Annotated in this window: 16 protein-coding genes; 8 read left to right on the top strand and 8 right to left on the bottom strand. The window is 72.1% G+C overall.

From position 1 onward, the window contains the following. Positions 1–12 precede the first annotated feature (12 nt). Both AB0K07_RS13675 and AB0K07_RS13670 read right to left on the bottom strand, forming a co-directional pair. Positions 13–495, bottom strand: coding sequence for an SRPBCC family protein (locus AB0K07_RS13675; protein WP_363754788.1), 483 nt, complete (start codon positions 493–495; stop codon positions 13–15). Next, complete coding sequence (locus AB0K07_RS13670; protein ID WP_363754786.1) at positions 492–854, bottom strand: metalloregulator ArsR/SmtB family transcription factor; 363 nt, start codon at positions 852–854, stop codon at positions 492–494. The genes AB0K07_RS13675 and AB0K07_RS13670 overlap by 4 nt, the downstream gene beginning before the upstream one ends. A 189-nt stretch (positions 855–1,043) precedes the next feature. Here AB0K07_RS13670 and AB0K07_RS13665 point away from each other — a divergent pair, with 189 nt between their 5' ends. After that, entirely contained in the window at positions 1,044–2,021 is a 978-nt protein-coding gene (locus AB0K07_RS13665; protein ID WP_363754784.1) for an aldo/keto reductase, read from the top strand. A gap of 48 nt (positions 2,022–2,069) precedes the next feature. On the opposite strand, the gene AB0K07_RS13660 is transcribed toward AB0K07_RS13665, so the two are convergent. Genes AB0K07_RS13660 through AB0K07_RS13650 form a run of 3 tightly spaced genes read right to left on the bottom strand, consistent with a single transcriptional unit; the run spans position 2,070 to position 5,123 of the window. Next, complete coding sequence (locus AB0K07_RS13660) at positions 2,070–2,813, bottom strand: DUF2071 domain-containing protein (RefSeq protein ID WP_363754782.1); 744 nt, start codon at positions 2,811–2,813, stop codon at positions 2,070–2,072. A gap of 19 nt (positions 2,814–2,832) precedes the next feature. Beyond that, complete coding sequence (locus tag AB0K07_RS13655) at positions 2,833–3,993, bottom strand: winged helix DNA-binding domain-containing protein (protein ID WP_363754780.1); 1,161 nt, start codon at positions 3,991–3,993, stop codon at positions 2,833–2,835. Beyond that, a complete protein-coding gene (locus tag AB0K07_RS13650; RefSeq protein ID WP_363754778.1) occupies positions 3,990–5,123 on the bottom strand; it encodes an epoxide hydrolase in 1,134 nt (377 codons plus the stop codon). The genes AB0K07_RS13655 and AB0K07_RS13650 overlap by 4 nt, the downstream gene beginning before the upstream one ends. Positions 5,124–5,186: 63 nt before the next feature. On the opposite strand from AB0K07_RS13650, the gene AB0K07_RS13645 reads away from it, so the two are divergent. Continuing rightward, positions 5,187–6,149 carry a YafY family protein gene (locus tag AB0K07_RS13645; RefSeq protein WP_363754776.1) on the top strand — a complete coding sequence of 321 codons (963 nt, stop codon included), beginning with the start codon at positions 5,187–5,189 and terminating at the stop codon, positions 6,147–6,149. A gap of 107 nt (positions 6,150–6,256) precedes the next feature. Here AB0K07_RS13645 and AB0K07_RS13640 read toward each other — a convergent pair whose 3' ends face one another. The 3 genes from AB0K07_RS13640 to AB0K07_RS13630 all read right to left on the bottom strand — a co-directional run bounded on the left by AB0K07_RS13640 (position 6,257) and on the right by AB0K07_RS13630 (position 10,592). Further along, positions 6,257–7,837 (bottom strand): DHA2 family efflux MFS transporter permease subunit, encoded by a 1,581-nt coding sequence (locus tag AB0K07_RS13640; protein WP_363754774.1) that lies wholly within the window; start codon positions 7,835–7,837, stop codon positions 6,257–6,259. Between the two features lie 511 nt (positions 7,838–8,348). Further along, a complete protein-coding gene (locus AB0K07_RS13635) occupies positions 8,349–9,152 on the bottom strand; it encodes an IclR family transcriptional regulator C-terminal domain-containing protein (RefSeq protein WP_363754772.1) in 804 nt (267 codons plus the stop codon). Positions 9,153–9,155: 3 nt separating this feature from the next. Then, positions 9,156–10,592, bottom strand: a complete 1,437-nt coding sequence (locus AB0K07_RS13630) for an amidohydrolase family protein (RefSeq protein ID WP_363754770.1) — start codon at positions 10,590–10,592, stop codon at positions 9,156–9,158. Positions 10,593–10,787: 195 nt separating this feature from the next. On the opposite strand from AB0K07_RS13630, the gene AB0K07_RS13625 reads away from it, so the two are divergent. The 6 genes from AB0K07_RS13625 (at position 10,788) to AB0K07_RS13600 (ending at position 16,403) form a co-directional block, all read left to right on the top strand. Continuing rightward, a complete protein-coding gene (locus AB0K07_RS13625; protein WP_363754768.1) occupies positions 10,788–11,924 on the top strand; it encodes a CoA transferase in 1,137 nt (378 codons plus the stop codon). Beyond that, positions 11,909–12,679, top strand: coding sequence for a citryl-CoA lyase (locus AB0K07_RS13620; RefSeq protein ID WP_363754766.1), 771 nt, complete (start codon positions 11,909–11,911; stop codon positions 12,677–12,679). The genes AB0K07_RS13625 and AB0K07_RS13620 overlap by 16 nt, the downstream gene beginning before the upstream one ends. 27 nt (positions 12,680–12,706) lie before the next feature. Beyond that, complete coding sequence (locus AB0K07_RS13615; protein ID WP_363754764.1) at positions 12,707–13,573, top strand: extradiol ring-cleavage dioxygenase; 867 nt, start codon at positions 12,707–12,709, stop codon at positions 13,571–13,573. Further along, positions 13,570–13,932 carry a hypothetical protein gene (locus tag AB0K07_RS13610; protein ID WP_363754762.1) on the top strand — a complete coding sequence of 121 codons (363 nt, stop codon included), beginning with the start codon at positions 13,570–13,572 and terminating at the stop codon, positions 13,930–13,932. The genes AB0K07_RS13615 and AB0K07_RS13610 overlap by 4 nt, the downstream gene beginning before the upstream one ends. After that, positions 13,929–14,894 carry a zinc-binding alcohol dehydrogenase family protein gene (locus tag AB0K07_RS13605; RefSeq protein ID WP_363754760.1) on the top strand — a complete coding sequence of 322 codons (966 nt, stop codon included), beginning with the start codon at positions 13,929–13,931 and terminating at the stop codon, positions 14,892–14,894. The genes AB0K07_RS13610 and AB0K07_RS13605 overlap by 4 nt, the downstream gene beginning before the upstream one ends. Before the next feature lie 84 nt (positions 14,895–14,978). Further along, complete coding sequence (locus tag AB0K07_RS13600; protein WP_363754758.1) at positions 14,979–16,403, top strand: aldehyde dehydrogenase family protein; 1,425 nt, start codon at positions 14,979–14,981, stop codon at positions 16,401–16,403. The last annotated feature ends 130 nt before the right edge of the window (positions 16,404–16,533 follow it).

Below are 16,533 nucleotides of genomic sequence, written 5' to 3'. Positions count from 1 at the left end.
GGTGTTCGCCGGTCAGTGGGCCTTCATGACCTCGACCAGCTGGTCCAGAGCCGCTCCCCAGCCCTCGTGGAAGCCCATCTCCTCGTGCGACTTCTTCGCCGACGCGTCTGCGTGGATCGCGATGGCGGTGTACCTCGTGCCGTCGCCGTCCGGCTCGATCCTGACGACCGCGGTGAACGGGAAGCCGTCCTCGGAGACCTGCGGGCGGAAACCGGGGCCCAGGCCGGAGGTGAAGACCAGGGTCGTGGGCTCCTCGGCCACCAGGATGCAGCCGCTGCTCGGGTACTCCTCGCCCTCGGGCGAACGCATGGTGGTGTCGAACCGACCCCCGGGCTGCAGGTCGATCTCACAGGCGGTGGTCGACCAGGGCTTCGGTGCGAACCATCGCATGATCAGCTCGGGCGTGGTCCAGGCACGCCAGACCAGCTCGGGCGCCACGTCGACGGTGCGCTCCAGGACGAGGTCGAGCTCCGGGTTGGCGGTGTAGGTGGTCATCGCTGCTGCTCCTTCAGGTCGTAGAGAAGTGCGTCGAGTTGGTCGAGGCGCCGGGTCCATCGCGCGCGCTGCGCGGCGAGCCAGGTGTCGAGGTGTTCGAGCGGCTGGGGCGCGAGCCGGTAGGTGCGCACCCGCCCCTTCTTCTCCGACGTCACCAGACCACTGCGCTCGAGAACGTTCAGGTGCTGGGTGAACGACGGCAGTGCCATGTCGAATGGGCGAGCCAGGTCGCTCGTGGTGGCCGGCCCCTGGCTGAGCCGCTCGACGACCTGGCGACGGGTGGGGTCGGACAGCGCGTGGAACACGCCGTCCAGAGTGGCGGCGGCGGGGCCGCTCTCCTCCCCCACATGCTTAGGCATGTGCCTAACTATGCCGGCGCCCATCACTTAGGTCAAGCCCTAACCGATGGCTGAGGCGAAAACCTCGCCCGGTGGGCGACCCGGCACCGTCAACATCGAAGATCACCACGGGTGTCCGGCCCGTGACGCCTCCGAGTATGAGCAGGGCAGGCGTGCTGCCACCCGCCCGACGGACGTAGCGTGGGGCGCATGCGAACCACCACGCTGGGCAGTGCGGGCCCCGAGGTCGGCGTCATCGGACTCGGATGCATGGGCATGAGCCACGGATACGACATCACCGGCCCCCGGGACGACGACACCTCGGTCTCGGTGATCCGGGAGGCGCTGGACCTGGGGGCGACCCTGATCGACACGTCGGACGTGTACGGGCCGTACACCAACGAGGAACTGGTCGGCCGGGCGCTGGCCGGCGGCCACCGGGAGCGGGCCGTCCTGGCGACCAAGGTCGGGCTGGTGGTCACCTCCCCGACCGGCGGCCCCGGCAACTCGCCGACCATCGGCAGGAACGGACGCCCGGAGCACATCCGGGCGGCGATCGACGACAGCCTGCGCCGGCTCGGCACCGACCACGTCGACCTCTACCAGCTGCACCGGGTCGACCCCGAGGTGCCCATCGAGGAGTCCTGGGGTGCGATGGCGGAGGTCGTGGCGGCGGGTAAGGCACGGCAGCTCGGTCTGTCCGAGGTGACGGTGGCCCAGATCGCACGGGCCCAGGCGGTGCACCCGGTGGCGTCGGTGCAGTCCGAGCTGTCACTGTGGACCCGCGACCCGCTGACCGAGGTGCTGCCGTACTGCGCCGAGCAGGGCATCGCCTTCCTGCCGTTCTCGCCGCTGGGTCGGGGCTTCCTCGCCGGCCGGTTCACCTCGTTCGACGATCTGCCCGCCGACGACTTCCGGCGCGGCCTTCCGCGCTTCCAGCAGGAGGCGCTGCGCGCCAACCTCGCCATCGTCGGCCGGGTCCGCGAGATCGCCGACCGGGCCGGCGTCAGCCCCGCGCAGGTCGCGCTGGCCTGGGTGGTGGCACAGGGCCGCCAGGTCATTCCCATCCCCGGCACCAAGACCCCCCGGTACCTGGTGGACAACTGCGCGGCGGGTGACGTGCGGCTCAGCGCCGAGGACCTGGCCGACCTGGACGCTCTGCCCGCGCCCGAGGGTGGCCGTTACTGAGGTTCGACGCGCCGTCGCACCCGGCCCGGCGAGACCGGCACCGGTCGGTCAGCCGGGCCGGCGCACGGTGGCCGGCGGGCCGAACCGGACGCCGACGCCGGGGGAATACAGCACGCTGACCGGCGGCCCGGTCGGTGCCGGCAGCCCGGCGGCGGCGACCAGCTCGTCGTCCAGGTGCAGCAGTTCGGCACGGTGCAGCGGCCAGCGCGGGTGCCAGTTCGGCAGGTGCAGCGTGCGGCCGTACGCCCGGGTGTGCAGCCCCCAGCGGGCCGTGACGAAATGCTCCAGCGGGGTCGGGTCGGCGATCCGCTCCCCCACCCGGACCACCATCCGGCTCGTCGTACCGGCCGGGCCGGGCCAACGGCGGCGGCACCGGTAGGTGAGCCGGTCGCCGTCGCGGTCCAACCGCATCGACGACCACAGGTATGGCAACCGCAGCGTCACCTGGGCGACCAGCACCGGCACCAGCCGGGACGCGTCGAGCGACCGGAACACGACCGCGCGCCGGCCGGTGTCGTCGACCGAGTAGAGCCGCACGTTGGTCTCCCAGAAGGTGCCGAAGTACGGCACCCCCGGCCCGCGGCCGAAGCCCAGCCCGACCATCCGGAAACCGATCAGGCCGACGTAACTGACTCCGTCGAGGGTGTCCGGACGGGTGCCGGCGGGCAGCAGCGGCGCGACGAGGTCCGGTGCGACGGGCCAGTGCAGGAAGGTGAGATCCTGCCAGCGCTGCCGGAGCATCGCCCAGGGGAACCCCTGCCGGGGCGCGCAGTCGACCGGTTCGGTGTCCACGTCCTCATCCTGCCCCGGCTCAGGCGTGTGGGCCGACCTCCACCGTGCCGATGGTCAGCGACGGGTTTCCTTCCAGGACCTGACCGACCCGCTCCACCTGCTCCTCCAGTGCCCGCCGCCGACCGGCGCCGAGGGCCCGCAACGGCTCGACCGTCACGTGCACCGTCCGGCCGGAGCGGCGGTGGTGCCACACCCCGGCGACCGTCCCGTCGACCAGCAGCACCGGATAGTTGCCGGCCTGTCCCCGGGACAGCGCCCGGTCGGCGGCGGCCCCGGGGAAGAGCAGCTCGCGCGGGTGGCAGCCGACCGTGTACGCGTCGAAGTAGGGCAGCAAACGCACCCCCGACGGCCCGTCGTCCGGGAAGTCGGTGTCGCCGGCCGCGACCCACGCCCGCCTGCCGGCGACCGTGACCCCTGTCAGGTCCAGCGACTTGAACAGCTCCGCCGCCCACGGCGCGGGTACCGACAGCCACCGGGCGAAGTGCGCCGGGGTGGCCGGCCCGTACGCGTACAGGTAGCGCCGGACGAGTTCGGCCAGCGCGGCCCTGCCGTCCATCGGCGCGAACCCGGGCAGCCAGCGGGCCGGGCTGGTGTAGGTGGTGGAGCGGCCCCGGTTCGGGCCGAAGCAGATCACGCCGCCCCGGGTGGCGGCCGCCATCGCGGCGATCCAGCGCGGCCATTTGTCCTGGAACGCGTCCATGACCCGATCGCCGGCCCACGACCCGGTGCGGGCGACGACCTGCTCGGTCAACTCGGCGGTGGTCAGCTCGACGTCGGCGAGCGCCTCCGCGATGGCGGCGAGGACCTGCTCGCTCTGCTCGGGGGTCAACAGGTCACGGCCCTGGTCGTGGGGCGCGACCGGCAGCGCGGACAGCGCGCCGGTCCACATCGGCAGGTCGGCGGCCGCGAGCAGGTGCACCGTGCCGCGCGGCCCACGGCTCTTGACCACGGTGCGGTCCGTCCACAGTGCCTCGCGCACCGCGGTACGGGTGGCGCCCGGGACCCGCAGCCCGACGGACAGTTCGGCGGCGGAGGCGACCTGGGCGTGCGCGCCGCACATCGTGGACACCGCGGCGGCGACCGCGTCGGCCTCCGGCGCCGAACCCGTCGCGGGCGGCGCCGAGAGCCCGTGCCGATCCAGGCGTCGGGCGCACACCTGCCCCCAGCTCAGGTTGGTCACCGCAGGCTCCCGAAGAAGGCGCGGATGTCGGCCGCGTGCGCCATCGGCTCGTCCATCGCCACGAAGTGACTGCCCGGGTTGCCCTCCGGCCAGTGGACGATGGTGTTGTCCCGCTCGGCGAGGCGCCGCATCAGCGCGGACCCGCCGCCGTACACGCCGGACGGCACCCGCCGCTGCCCCTTCGGCCAGGCGAAACCGCCGTCGTCGGCGATCGTGAGGCGCTCGTACATGGGCCACGAGGACGAGCCCGACGTGCCGGTGAACCAGTAGAGGCTCACGTTGGTGAGCAGGTGGTCCCGGTCGATGGCCTGCTCCGGCGTCGGCACCGTCATGGTGAACTCCTTGAACTTGTGCGTCATCCAGGCCAGCAGCCCGACCGGTGAGTCGTTCCAGGCGTACGAGAGGGTCATCGGCGCGGCCCGCAGCAGCGCGTGATGGTCCACGCCACCGCTCATCCACTGCTGCATCTGCTCCCACTCGGCGCGTTCCGCCTCGGTCATGTCCGGCACGTCGGCGGCGGTCGGGAAGCCGAACCCTCCGTCGATGTGCACGCCGACCACCTGCTCGGGCGCCACGGTCGCCACCTCCGGCGCGATGTACGCACCGAGGTCGCCGCCCTGGGTGCCGTACCGGTCGTAGCCGAGGCGACGCATCAGCTCGGCCCACATCCGGGCGACCCGGTTGACCGTGAACCCGGCCGGTGGCGCCTGCGAGAAACCGTAGCCGGGCACCGACGGCACCACCACGTGAAACGCCTGCCCGGGGTCCCCGCCGTGGGCGCGCGGGTCGGTCAGCGGCCCGATCAGCTCGGTGAACTCGACCACGGAGTTCGGCCAGCCGTGCGTGAGCAGCAACGGCAGCGCGTCCGGCTCCGGCGAGCGTACGTGCAGCAGGTGCACGTCCAGCCCGTCGATCTCGGTGACGAACTGGGGAAACTCGTTCAGCCGCGCCTCGTGCACCCGCCAGTCGTAGCCGGTCGCCCAGTGGTCGGCCATCTCGCGCAGGTAGTCCACCGGTACCCCGCGGGTCCAGTCGGCGCCGGGCAACGAGCGGGGCCACCGGGTGCGGGAGAGCCGGTCCCGCAGGTCGTCGAGGTCCGATCGCGGGATGTCGATGCGAAATGGCGTCATGCCGGCCACGCTACGACCGAAATAGGTCAGCTTCTGGCACACATCACTGGCATTCTGGGACCCGTGTCCGACACCCCCGCCCGGCTGCTGAACCTGCTGTCGCTGCTGCAGACCCCGCGCGAGTGGCCCGGCAGCGAACTTGCCACCCGGCTCGGCGTGAGCCTGCGCACCGTCCGCCGCGACGTGGAACGGCTGCGCGACCTCGGCTACCCCGTCCAGGCGACTATGGGCGCGATCGGCGGATACCGCCTGGTGGCCGGCAAGGCGATGCCACCGCTGCTGCTCGACGACGAGGAGGCCGTGGCGATCGCGGTGGGTCTGCGTACCGCCGCCGGTCACGCGGTGGCCGGCATCGAGGAGGCCTCGGTACGCGCGCTGGCGAAGCTCGAACAGGTGCTGCCGTCCCGGCTGCGCCACCGGGTCGGCGCGCTGGGCGCCGCCACCGAACCGCTGCTCACCTGGGGCCGGCCGACGGTCGACCCGGAGCACCTGACCACGCTGGCCGCCGCCGTCACGAACCGCGACCAGCTGCGGTTCACCTACCGCCGGCGCGACGGCGCGGCCGGCGAGCGGCTGGTCGAGCCGCACAAGCTGGTCTCCGCGGGCCGCCGCTGGTACCTGGTGGGTTACGACAACGATCGCGGCGACTGGCGGATCTTCCGGGTGGACCGGATCAGCGAGCAGCGGTCCGTCCGCACCCGTCTCCCACCCCGGCCGCTGCCGGCCACCGACGCCGCGGCGTTCGTGACGGAGAAGCTGCTCGAACTCACGCCGGTCTACCGGGCGGTGGTGACCCTGCACGCACCGATCGAGCGGGTGACCGGCCCGCTCGGCGGCACCCCGGTCGACCTGGAGCCGATCGACGCCACCTCCTGCCGGTTGCGCAGTCACGCCGACACCCTGGACTGGCTGGCGTGGCGCCTGCTGACCCTCGGCTGCGACGTCGAGGTGCACGAGCCGCCGGAGCTGATCGCGTACCTCCGGGAGATCGGCGGCCGGGCCACCCGGGCGGCCGGCCCCGGGTAGGTCGGTCCGAATGGTTCGCCCAGCCGGCCACCACCCCCACCCCTGCGCTGACACGAGACGCCGCCGCGCTCGACGCCGTGCGGGCGTCGAACGCGGCGGCGGGTGACTCAGTGGATGACGACGGGCGCCTTGGCCAGCTCGCCCTGCTCGTCGATCGGCTGCACCGGCTGGCGCCGGCGCGGCAGCAGGGCCGCCGGGATGAAGGTGAGCACCACCAGCGCGAACGCGACCCAGAACGTGGTGGCGAACGACTTCGCGGCGAAGTCGAGCCCGCGCTCGATGAGCGACGGGTCCACCGGCATCTGCTGGAGCAGCTCCGGCCGCTGCTGGGAGGCGATGGCTAGCCCGGCCTCGGTGACCGGCTTGCCACTCGGGTCGGTCAGACCGGGGATCGGCCGGGAGCCGTTCAACTCGTTGGTGAGGATCACCGACATCACCGCCGCGCCCACCGACCCGCCGATCTGCTGGAGGATGTTGACCAGCGTCGAGCCGCGCGCGACGTCGTTGGCCTGCAACGTCCGCAGCGCGGAGGTCATGATCGGCATCATCGTGCCGCCCATGCCCAGACCCATCACGAACAGCGAGCCACCGAGCAGCCAGTACGAGGTCTGCGGGTCGACCTGGGTGAAGCTGAAGAACCCGACGACGATGAGCGCCAGCGCGAACGGGACGGTGCGACCGATCGGCACCCGGTCGGCCAGCATGCCGGCGATCGGCATGGTCATCATCGCGCCGATGCCCTGCGGGGCCATCAGCAGACCGGCGGTCAACGTCGACTCGCCCCGCACCTGGAGGAAGTAGCTCGGGAACAGCAGCCCGGCGCCCATGAACGCGATGATGAAGACGAACAGCGTCACCGAGGCGATGGTCAGGTTGCGGTTGCTGAACAGCCGCAGGTCGAGCAGCGGGTGCCGAGGCTTGAACGAGTAGAGCACGAACGCCACCACCAGCCCCGCGCCGACCAGCATGGGCGCCCACACCTTGGTCTCGGCGAAGGTGCCCGCCTCCGGCAGCGACGAGACGCCGTAGAGGAACAGCGCGAGCCCCGGCGAGAGCATCAGTATGCCGACGAAGTCGAACGACTCGGACGGCTCGGGTGCGTCCTTCGGAAGCGCCATCTGCGCGTAGACCAGCGCGACGACGCCGATCGGCAGGTTGATCAGGAAGATCCAGTGCCAGCTCGCGGTGTCGATCAGCCAGCCGCCGAGGATCGGGCCGCCGATCGGGCCGAGCAGCATCGGGATGCCGAGGACGGCCATCAACCGGCCGATCCGGTGCGGGCCGGCCGCCCGGGTCATGATGGTCATGCCCAGCGGCATGAGCATGCCGCCACCGAGACCCTGCAGGACGCGGTAACCGACCAGCTCGCCGATCGTGTCGGCGGTGGCGCAGAGACCCGACCCGATGGTGAACAGGGCCAGCGCCACCATGTAGAGGCGTTTGGTGCCGAACCGGTCCGCCGCCCACCCGCTGAGCGGGATCACCGTGGCCAGCGCGAGGGTGTAGGCGGTCATCGTCCAGGCGACGCGGGCGTAGGAGGCGTCGAACTCGTTCTGGAATTTGGGCAGCGCGACGCTGACCACCGTCACGTCGAGGATCGACATGATCGCGCCAAGGACGACGACGCCCGCCACCTTGAGCACCGCGGCGTCGAGTTTGTCCGATGTCGCGACAGATTGCTGGGTCACAAACTCTCCTGAAGTCGGTTGAACCGGCGTTTGGTGGGCGGTGGCGGCGGTGCCGCGCCTACCGGGCGCGGGACGCGGCGTGCCGAGGCGACGACGCGCGCAGGCAGACTATCCGTGGGATGTGACGGTTCGCCGCCGGATTTCGTGACCGCCCGGCCGCGCATCCGAACGGCCCTGCGATTACAACCGGTCGTCTGGGTGTCGATCAGAAAGGTGGGTCGACCACACCGCTGACACCGTTGACTGGGCGGTTCCCGCGTGGAGGCGCGGCGAGTCACATGGCGGAGGGTCCACCCCCGATCGCGCCCTTTGCTCTGCTTAACCTGACGCAACGCTGAGGGGCCCGCAGTGTTGCGTGGGTGTAAGCAGAGCAAAGGGCGCACAGGGAGGCGCCGGGCCCGGAGGTTGCACACGGAGGCGCGAAGCCGCGCGCCACGGGCCACGAGCCGCGAGCCGCGCGCCACGGGCCATGAGCCGCGCGCCGCGGGGCAGTGGCGCTCGAGCGACCGCGTCAGGCGGTGGTCACCGGCACCGCGGCGGTCAGCGCCCAGTCGTGCCCGATGTCGGCGGCCGCGCGCAGCAGCAGCGGCAGGTGCCTGTCGAGCAGCGTCTCCAGCGACGTCTCCGCGGCGTGCACGGTCACGTTGATCGCGGCGATGACCCGACCGTCGCCGTCGCGGACGCCGGTGGCGACGGACCGGATACCCGGAGCGAGGTCCTGGTCGGCGAGCGCCCAGCCCTTCGCCCGGACCTCGCGCAGCACAGTGTCGAGCTCGCCCGGCGAGGGCTGCCAGCGGGGCGTGATGCCGGACCGGCTGGGCTCGGCGAGGACGGTCTCCAGCGTGTCCGGTGGGAGGGCCGCGAGCAGCACCTTGCCCATCGACGTCGCGGGGGCCGGGAAACGGGTGCCGATGGTCACGGCGAGCGTGACGATCTTCGGGACGGCGACACGGGCGACGTAGACGATGTCGCTGCCGTCGAGCTGGGCCATCGAGGTCGACTCGTTGGTCTGGGCGACGAGCTTCTCCATGTGCGGGCGGGCCACGTCCCACATGTTCAACGCGTTGACGTACGCCATCCCCAGTTCGAGGACGCGCGGGGTCAGGGCGTGGCCGCGGCCGACCGCGCGGACGTAGCCCAGCGACTCGAGCGTGATGAGGATGCGCCGGACCGTGGGCCGGGCCAGACCGGTGGCGGCGGCGATCTCGCTGAGCGTCATCGACGGGCAGGCAGGACGGAAGGAGCGCAGGACGTCGAGACCACGGGCGAGAGCCTCGATGAAGTCGGGTCCGGCGCCCCTTCCGCTGTCACTCATGTCCTAATGCTTCCACTGCGCCGAGCCGGCGTCCCACTCGGTGTACTGGTACGGGTTCTCCAGGATGGCGGTCTCGGGGACGTCCGGGTTCATGCCCCGCTGCCACGCCTCCTCCCCCATGGTCTCGCGGAGGTGGTCGATCGTGGCCGTCACCCGGGCCCGCGCGGCGGCGAGGTCGACGTCGACGAGACGGCCGTCCCGCTTGACGACCCGGCCGGCCACCAGCACGGTGTGCACGTCGCCGCGCTGGGCCTGGAAGACGACGTGACCGTGCGGGTTGAGGATCGGGAACATCACCGGCGAGGCGTCGTTCTTGATCAGGACGACGTCGGCCTGCCGGCCGGGGGTCAGGGCGCCGATGGTGGAGTCCATGCCGAGGGCGCGGGCACCGCCCCGGGTGGCCCACTCGACGACCTGCTCGGCGCGCAGGTGGCAGTGGGTGATGGTGTCCTGCTTGGCGTGCGCCTCCAGGTGCTCGCGGGAGCGGTCGGCGCCGAGCGTGGTCCGCATCGCCGAGAAGAGGTCACCACTCCACCACACGCTGGTGTCCATGGAGAGCGACACCGGGATGTCGTGGTGGCGCAGCTGCCAGGTGGGCGGGTAGCCCTGCCCGGCGCTCTGCTCGCTCTCGGTGGAGACGGAGACGGAGCCGCCGGTGGCGGCGATCCGGTTGTACGAGTCGTGGGTGAGCGTCGCCGCGTGCACGTAGACGGTCGAGGGGTTCATGAAGCCGTGCTCGTGCATCAGGCGGATGCCGTCGTCGTTGGTGGCGCCCCACACGCCGGCGTGGGTGGTCACCGCGGCGCCGAGCTCCCGGGCCACCTCGAAGGCGGCCCGCTCGGGGAAGGCGGGATCGCCGGTGACGTCGAACGCCATCTGGAAGCCGGCCAGCCTGCCCCCGTCGATCCGGCGGCGGTGGAAGTCACGGAACTCCGGCGAGGTGGCCCACTCCCACGGGCCCTGCTGGATGTTGCCGTAGGCGAGCACGAACCGTCCGTCGACCGCTTCGAGGGCGTCGACGGCCGCGTCGGCGTGGTCGGGCGTCTGGAGGCCGTGCGACCAGTCGACCGTGGTGGTGACGCCCGCGTCGATCGCCTCGATCGCGGCGAGCAGGTTGCCGGCGTACACGTCCTCGGGCCGGAACAGCTTGCCGGATTCCAGGTAGTACCAGACGAAGTACTGGGTCAGCGTCCAGTCGGCCCCGTACCCCCGCATGGCCGTCTGCCACATGTGCCGGTGGGTGTCGACCATGCCCGGCATGAGGATGCCGCCGGCAGCGTCGATCTCCAGGGCGTCGTCGGGGGCGGTGAGGCCGACGCCGACCTCCGCGATCCGGTCGCCGATGACCAGCACGTCGGCGCCGGGCAGGACCGTGTGTGCGTCGTCCATGGTGAGAACCAGGCCGTTACGGAAGATCACCGGCCGGGAGGTTGCGCTCATCGCCACCCATTCCTTTCCGGGTACGAGGGGTCCGGACTGTTGTCCGCTCTACGGCCAGCCCGAGTGGCGCCAGTGTGGCCCCGGTCACGAGTCGTGTCAAGAAGGCGTTTCCGCAGGATGAATCGACCGTTGACAGGTACCCCCGACTGACGCAAGCTGTCTGGGCGGACATGTGTCCGCAGAACGGGCGGAAACATGGTGCAGCAATCGACGGGGCCACTGGCCGGCCTGCTCGTCGCGGACTTCTCCCGGATCCTCGCCGGGCCGTACGCCACGATGCTCCTGGCGGACCTGGGCGCCCAGGTGATCAAGGTGGAGAGCCCCGGTGGCGACGACACCCGCACCTGGATGCCACCCACCCGCGACGGGGTCTCGACGTACTACCTCGGCATCAACCGCAACAAGCGGTCGGTCGCCCTCGACCTGAAGAAGCCGGACGACCTGGCGGCCGCGCAGGAACTCGCCCGCCGCGCCGACGTGCTGATCGAGAACTTCCGGCCCGGCGGCCTGGCCCGCTTCGGCCTCGACTACGACACAGTTGCCGCCGGCAACGAGAAGGTCGTGTACGCGAGCATCAGCGGTTTCGGCACCGGCGTCGGAGCGGACTTTCCCGGCTACGACCTGATGGTGCAGGCGATCTCGGGCCTGATGAGTCTCACCGGCGACCCGGACGGCCCGCCGTACCGGGCCGGCATCTCCGTGTTCGACGTGATGGCCGGGCTGCACGCGAGCATCGGCATCCTCGCCGCGCTGCACCACCGGGGCGCGACTGGCAAGGGTCAGCACGTCGAGGTCAACCTGCTCAGCTCCGCGCTGTCCGGCCTGGTCAACCACTCCAGCGGCTACGTCGCCGGCGGCACCGTCCCGTTCCGGATGGGCAACGCGCACCCCAGCCTCTTCCCGTACGAGCCGCTGCCCACCGCGGACGGCGAGCTGATCGTCATCGCCGGCAACGACGGGCAGTTCCGCAAGCTCTGCCAGGTGCTCGACCTGCCGGACCTGCCCGACGACCCGCGCTTCGGGCGCAACCAGGACCGCACCGCCAACCGCGAGCAGCTGCGGCCCCTGCTCGTCGAACGGCTCGCCAAGCGGACCAAGGACGAGTGGTTCCGTGAGCTGCTCGCCGCGGGCGTCCCCTGCGCACCGATCAACACGATCGACGGCGGCGTCGCGCTCGCCCAGGAGCTGGGGCTCGACCCGGTGGTCGCCGTCGGCGACGTGCCCGGGGTCCGCAACCCCATCACCTTCTCCGACACCCCCGCCCGGTACGAGCTGCCGCCGCCCGGGCTCGACGAACACGGTGAGGAGATCCGCGCGTGGCTGAGGACCTGAGCTTTCCGACCGGGATCGGCACGTCCGACCCGACCACCATCTCGCTGTTGGGGCAGGATCTGGCCGCCGATCTGATGGGCCAGGTCGGCTTCGGCGAGCTGGCGTACTGGCTGGTCGCCGGGCGGCGCCCCACCCCGGGCGAGGTACGGGTCTTCGAGGCGGTGCTGGTGGCGCTCGCCGACCACGGCTTCACCCCGACGGCGATCGCGGCCCGGCTCACCTACCTGTCGGCGCCGGAGTCGCTGCAGGGCGCGCTCGCCGCCGGCCTGCTCGGCGGCGGCTCCCGCTTCCTCGGCGTCACCGAGGACTGTGGACGCTTCCTCGCCGACACGCTCGCCCAGGCCGGTGAGGTGAGCGACTACGACGCCGTGGCGCTCGACGCCGTCACCCGAGCCAGGCAGGAGCGCCGGCTGGTCCCCGGGCTCGGGCATCCCGTGCACAAGGAGCAGGATCCGCGCACCCCCGTCCTGATCCGGATCGCCACCGAGGAGGGTCTGCACGGCCCACACCTGCGACTGTTCGAGGCGATCGGACGAGTGCACCCGCAGGTGCTCGGCCGTACCCTGCCGCTCAACGGCGCCGGGGTCTGCGGCGCGGCGCTCGCCGACCTCGGGCTCCCCGTCGAGATGCTGCGCGGTTTCGCCCTGCTGGCCCGTGCGGCGGGGCTGCTCGGGCACCTCGCCGAGGAGCGACGCCGGCCGCTTGGCATGGACATCTACCGCGCCGTCGACCGCAACGCCCGCTACGAACCCTGACCCCTCGTCTGCAGCGAAAGGAGCGGAATGGCCACCGTCGTCGCGGTCATCGCCTCCACCCACCACCCCTTCTACTACCGGGCCAGCACCGCCACCGGCGAGGACCGGCCACCGTTCGCCGACGAGTGGACGAGCAAGATCCTGGCCTTCCGCGAGACGTTGACCCGGGCCCGGCCCGACGTGCTGGTGATGGTCGGCTCGGACCACTTCCACCAGCTCTGGCTGGACAACATGCCGCAGTTCCTGGTCGGCAAGGCGCCCAGCTACGACGCGAACTGGTACAACGAGGAGCGCGAGTTCGGCCTGCCCCGGATGCTGCTCAGGGGCCAGGAGGACCTGTCCGGGCACATCCTGCGGGCGGGTCTCGACGCCGGCTTCGACCTCGCGTTCAGCAACGAGCTGCGGATCGACCACAGCATCACCTGCCCGATCATCACGCTGCGGCCCGAGGCCGACCTGCCGATCGTGCCGATCTACACGAACATCTTCGCGCCGCCCCTGCCGCAGCCGAAGCGCTTCGTCCAGCTCGGCGCCGCGATCCGGGAGATCGTCGAGTCGTGGCCGTCGCACCTGCGGGTGGCCGTCATCGGCACCGGCCACCTCTCGCTGGAGCTGGGCGGGCCCCGGCAGTTCGGCCCGCACGGCCCGGACCCGGAGTTCGACCAACGGGCGGTCGAGTGGATCGCGAACGGGGACCTCGACGGGTGCCTGCGCGAGGTCACCCTGGACAGCCTGCACTCCCCCGGCAACGCCACCCACGGCTTCATGGACTTCATGCTCATGATGGGTGTGGCCGGGGCCGGCGTGAAGGCTGACTACGTCGACACCCTCGATCTGTTCCACACCATGGAGGCCTACTTCACCTGGTACCCGAACGGAGCGCCGGCGGCATGAGCAAGTACCTGCTGAACAAGTTCCTCTACACCGTCGACCGGGACCCGGAGCTGGTCGAGCGCTACCGGAGCGAGCCGCGTGAGCTGGTCGCCTGGTGGGAGGCCGAACGCGCCAACGCCGTCCTCAACTGCCACGGCGGGGAGGCGAGCACCTGGCTGCGCTTCGACGACGTCGAGCGGGAGGCGCTGGCCACCCGGGACCACGTGAAGCTGTTCGAGCTGGGCGCGCACCCGTTTCTGACCCTGACCCTCTTCATCGCGGTCTTCGAGCGGGACAACACCGAGCCGCTGGAGTACCAGAAGTCCTACGGCGCACGGCTGGCCCATTTCGCGATGCCCTACCCGGACATCGCGACGTGATCCGCGCGGCCCTGCTCACCGCCTGCGGCACCCCACCGACGATCGTCGAGCGGCCGGCCCCCGTACCGGCCGACGGCGAGCTGGCGATCACCGTGGAGGCGGTGCCGATCACCCCGCTGGACGTGCTCTGCGCCACCGGCACCAGCTACTTCGGCACGCCGGCGACCCCGTACGTGCCGGGCGTGCAGGGCGTCGGCCGGCTCGCCGACGGCAGCCCGGTGTGGTTCGGCACGTCGGCCGGGATGCGGTCCGGGGTCGACGGCAGCATGGCGACCACCGTCGCGGTGCCCGGCGCCGACGTGGTGGCGCTGCCGCCCGACGTACCCCTGACCCTGCTCGCCGCCCTGGGCCTCTCGGCGGTCGCCGCGCACGCGGCCCTGACACACGCCGGCGACCTGACGGCCGGTGAGCAGGTCATCGTGCTCGGGGCCGGTGGGGTGGTCGGTCAGGCGGCCGTTCAGCTGGCCCTGCTCGGCGGGGCGCGCCGGGTGATCGCCGTGGCCCGCTCCGCCTCGGCGCGGGCCCGCGCCGAGGAGCTCGGCGCCGCGGTCGCCGTCCCGCTGCTCCCGGAGGACGACGTCGCGTCGATGGCCGAACGGCTGCGCGACGCCGCCGAGGGTCCGGTCGACCTCGTCCTCGATCCGGTCTTCGGTGTCCCGGCCGCGGCGGCGCTGCGGGTGCTGCGCCCGGGTGGTCGCCTGGTCAACCTGGGCAGCGCCGCAGGCGCGACCGCGCCGATCGAGTCCGCGGTGCTGCGCAGCGGGTCGCTGCGGATGATCGGCTACACCAACAACGGGTTGTCGACCGACCAGCGAGCGGCGTCGCTGGCCGTGGTGGCCGAGCACGCGGCAGGCGGTCGGGTCACCGTCGACCACGAGATCGTGCCGTTCGCCTCGGTCGCGGACGCCTGGTCGCGCCAGGACACCGGCACGGCCGCCGGTCGCATCGTCCTGGCGCTGTGAGCGGCTCCGACCCCAGCCAGGGATCGTCAGTCCCTGGATGAACCGCACCTGGTTGGGGCGCCGCGCCGGTGCCACGGTCGGTCCATGACACCTGCCACCTACACCGTCACCGGTCACTGGATCGGTGGCGAGATCATCGCCGGCTCGGCCGGCGCCCTCACCGTCGTGAACCCGGCGACCGGCGACGTGGTCGCCGAGACCCCGGCCGGCACCGCGGCCGACGTCGACCGGGCCGTCGCCGCCGCGCGGGCGGCCTTCCCCGGGTGGGCGGCCACCACCCCGTCGCGGCGGTCGGACGTGCTGCGCCGCCTCGGCGCGGGCCTCGCCGCCCGGCAGGAGGAGATCGCCGCGGCGATCACCGCCGAGATGGGCTCCCCGATCGGCATGTCCCGGACCGCCCAGGTCGGTTTCCCGGCCGCGGTGATCGGGTCCGTCGCCGGCCTCGCCGACGACTTCGCCTGGACCGAGGAGGTCGGCAACTCGCTGATCGTCCGTGAGGCGATCGGCGTGGTCGGTGCGATCACGCCGTGGAACTTCCCGCTGCAACAGATCGTCTCCAAGCTGGCGCCGGCGCTGCTCGCCGGGAACACGATGGTCTTCAAGCCGTCCGAGAACGCCCCGCTGACCGCGCGGATCCTCGCCGAGGTCGCCGCCGAGGCGGGCGTACCGGCGGGCGTGTTCAACGTGGTGTACGGCACCGGTCCGGTCGTCGGCGAGGCCATGTCGGCCCACCCGGACATCGACATGATCTCGTTCACCGGCTCCACCCGGGCCGGGCAGCGGATCGGAGCGGTGGCCGCGGCGACCGTCAAGCGGGTCGCGCTGGAGCTGGGCGGCAAGGGCGCCAACATCATCCTCGACGACGCCGACCTGCCGACGGCGGTCACCACGGGCGTCATGATGGCGTTCGCCAACGGCGGCCAGGTCTGCGGGGCGTGGCCGCGGATGCTGGTGCCGGCCACCCGGCAGGACGAGGTGGTGGCGCTGGCCGTCGAGGCGGCGAAGCAGTACACCGTCGGCGACCCGACCGACGAGGCGACCCGGCTGGGGCCGCTGGCCTCGGAGGCCCACCGGCAGAAGGTCGTCGGGTACATCGAGCGGGGCGTCGCCGACGGCGCCCGGCTCGTGTTCGGTGGCCCGAGCCGGCCGGAGGGTCTGACCAACGGCGCCTACGTCCGGCCGACGATCTTCGCCGACGTCGACCCGAACTCGGCGATCGCCCAGGAGGAGATCTTCGGCCCGGTGCTGACGATCATCCCCTACACCGACGAGGACGAGGCCGTGGCCATCGCCAACGGCACGCTGTACGGCCTCACCAGCGGCGTCTTCGGCGAGCCGGAGCACGCGCTGGCGGTCGCCCGGCGGCTGCGGGTGGGTCAGGTCGACGTGAACGCCGGTCACTGGAACCCGCTGGCGCCGTTCGGCGGCTACAAGCGGTCGGGCAACGGCCGCGAGTTCGGCCGCTTCGGCCTGGAGGAGTTCCTGGAGACCAAGTCCATCCAGCGCTGACCGCCCCCGGACGGCCCCGGCCCACGCCGTCGGGCCGGGGCCGTCGCGGTCGGGCCGGGCCGTCGGGCCGGGGGGCGTCGCCGTCGGGCCGGGCCGTCGGGCCGGGGGCGTCGCCGTCGAGCGGGGGCGT

It is taken from the genome of Micromonospora sp. NPDC049301, from assembly GCF_040678715.1.
In the GTDB taxonomy this organism is placed as follows: domain Bacteria; phylum Actinomycetota; class Actinomycetes; order Mycobacteriales; family Micromonosporaceae; genus Micromonospora.
Note: the sequence above shows the minus strand (reverse complement) of the source record. Positions and strands in the feature narration are given on the sequence as shown.